This is a genomic window from Candidatus Erwinia dacicola (genome assembly GCF_001756855.1).
In the GTDB taxonomy this organism is placed as follows: domain Bacteria; phylum Pseudomonadota; class Gammaproteobacteria; order Enterobacterales; family Enterobacteriaceae; genus Erwinia; species Erwinia dacicola.
Genome location: NZ_MAYS01000276.1, coordinates 1 through 2,019 on the forward strand (window position 1 = coordinate 1; position 2,019 = coordinate 2,019).

The window sequence follows — 2,019 nt, forward strand, 5'->3', positions numbered from 1 at the left end:
GGCATGGTAAAGGTGATGTGCTGCCCTTCGCAGTCGGGCAGGACGTGTTGTTGCTCAGCAATCCACTGCTCGGTAGACTTCATGCCGCCGGCGCTGCAGGCCTTTGACTTGCAGCTCTGGCAGAAGAAGCGGGAGTGGGTACAGTCAGGTGAAGCGCAGCAGTAGCGGCGCACACCCATAGCGCAGGTGCCGCAGGCGCGCATGCGCTCAACGGCGAGTGGGGTCCACTGGCTGACGCTGTCGCCATGTTTTTCGAGATAGCGGTTCCAGCCGTCATCGACGGTGAAAAGGAGTTTGGCGGGACGCGGGATATACATGGAGCTGAGTATAAAGCGGAGCTCCAGTCATGCAAAGCACCGGAACGGCGAAGCCGTGACGCTCGCCCTGTAAGGGCGCTACGTTCACGATCTTAGGCTGGACCCCCTGACGACGGCACAGTGCAATGATCTTCTTGAAATCGTGGAGGACCGTTACGGGCAGAGCAGCACGATAGTGGTGAGCCAGTTCCCGGTAGATAAATGGCACGGATTAATGGAGACCCCGACAACAGCGGATGCGATCCTAGACAGAGTAGTGCATAACGCCCACAGGCTGGTCCTTCAGGGAGAATCGATGAGAAAATGTAATCTGGCAGTAGAAAGCGAGAAAAAACTAGCTTAAAAAGCAGCAGAGAAAGTTAGTGCATCCCGGCTGATCGAACAGATGCGAAACAGTAATCGAACTTCAATGCCAATCCGTGATCGATCAAAGCGGAATACGCACGCACAGAATGCACGCCAGCGGGTCCACCTTCAGCAGCCGCTGGTACATGCCCCGCTAGGTTACCTTCCGCGCCGTTTTACGCAGCGTTTCCGTCAGCGGATACACCACATCCAGCACCGACCGTTTTGACGGACTCAAAAAACCGTAATACCGCACCATCCAGAACCGTTTCTCCGGCACGTGCCAGGAAAAACGCGCCATAAATTTATCACCGCTCAGCGTCAGTGCTTCCTCCTGCTTCGTCCCGTGGCTGCGGTAGCGCATGATAATCTCGTCCCGCCCAGCATAGTGCTCCAGCCAGCTCATGGCGACCGGGGGCTTCTTCAGGTAAGACCCGAAGTACATCGCCATGTGCGTAGCGTTGTCCATCACCTTCGACACCCTCACATTCCACTTCCGTCGATAGTGCCGGTCACTCCTCCGGCTGTGGTGGAGAGGTGAATGTGCGGATGCCACTGCTGAGCGACCCTAGGTGTGGATAACGCTGAAGCATCCCGGCAACAGGTCGACGCGACGACCAGTTTCCAGAACAACATCTGCTGCGAGTCGGCTCATATCAGCGGCTAGAATTCATAGGGGATCGTGAAGGTGATGTGCTGCCATTCCCCGTCAGGTACCAGGGTCAGCAGATACTGTATCCAGATTTTGCCTGCGTTCACGCCGCAGTGCGGACAGGAGCGGCTTTTACAACGGAAGCAGACTTTTTTGTATGACCACATCTGGGGTCAGGACAGCGCCAGCAGGTGTACCCCACAAGCGAGGTGCTGCAGGCCATGATTTTTGGGCCTCAATGACGACCGGACGGACAGAACCTTCAGGCTGTCTGTGATACCAGTTAAGCCAGCGGTTGCCCTGCTGAAAGATATCGACGAAGCGTGGCAGCATCAGGCGTGAGCGGGGTTTTTTTGGTAATGTACGGTGTCGCAGTCTGGTCAGTACCGGGCACCAGCGCTGATATGTGCAGCCAGGGAAGCGAATTCCCGCTCCGTGCAGCGGGGGATTTCGGTGTGCCCGTAGTCGTCAGTGCAGACAAACCAGAAGACGAGTTTTTTGTTACCGGCGTCGACGAAGAAGGGAATATTGAGGTCATCACAGCAGCTCACGGCATCGTCGAACTCATCAAAATGCAGGACAGCAGCATCTTCACCAGTTTCTTCATCATCATGAAGATTATAACCGGGGGGCAGAGCGGGGCATAAAAACACTTACACAAAATGTGGATGCTGAATTTATAACAGCCACTGCAGGCTATGACAA

General features: G+C 55.4%; 4 protein-coding genes and 1 pseudogene. 2 read left to right on the forward strand and 3 right to left on the reverse strand.

Annotated features, from left to right (window positions below):
- A partial coding sequence (locus tag BBW68_RS08270; protein ID WP_186821308.1) for a transposase zinc-binding domain-containing protein occupies window positions 1-317 on the reverse strand: 317 nt, incomplete at its 3' end.
- Between the two features lie 88 nt (window positions 318-405).
- Between BBW68_RS08270 and BBW68_RS16335 the strand changes: the two are divergent.
- Window positions 406-660 (forward strand): annotated as a pseudogene (locus tag BBW68_RS16335) (ATP-binding protein); the annotation flags it as partial.
- A gap of 156 nt (window positions 661-816) precedes the next feature.
- Here BBW68_RS16335 and BBW68_RS20180 read toward each other — a convergent pair.
- Together BBW68_RS20180 and BBW68_RS20185 are read right to left on the reverse strand one after the other, a co-directional pair.
- Window positions 817-1,218, reverse strand: a complete 402-nt coding sequence (locus BBW68_RS20180; protein ID WP_276325382.1) for a transposase — start codon at window positions 1,216-1,218, stop codon at window positions 817-819.
- A gap of 107 nt (window positions 1,219-1,325) precedes the next feature.
- On the reverse strand, window positions 1,326-1,481 hold the full coding sequence (locus tag BBW68_RS20185) for a transposase zinc-binding domain-containing protein (RefSeq protein ID WP_276325383.1): 156 nt from the start codon (window positions 1,479-1,481) through the stop codon (window positions 1,326-1,328).
- 192 nt (window positions 1,482-1,673) lie between these two features.
- On the opposite strand from BBW68_RS20185, the gene BBW68_RS18355 reads away from it, so the two are divergent.
- The gene (locus tag BBW68_RS18355) at window positions 1,674-1,961 is read left to right on the forward strand and encodes a hypothetical protein (RefSeq protein ID WP_070134874.1); all 288 of its coding nucleotides are present in this window, start codon (window positions 1,674-1,676) and stop codon (window positions 1,959-1,961) included.
- Window positions 1,962-2,019: the final 58 nt, after the last annotated feature.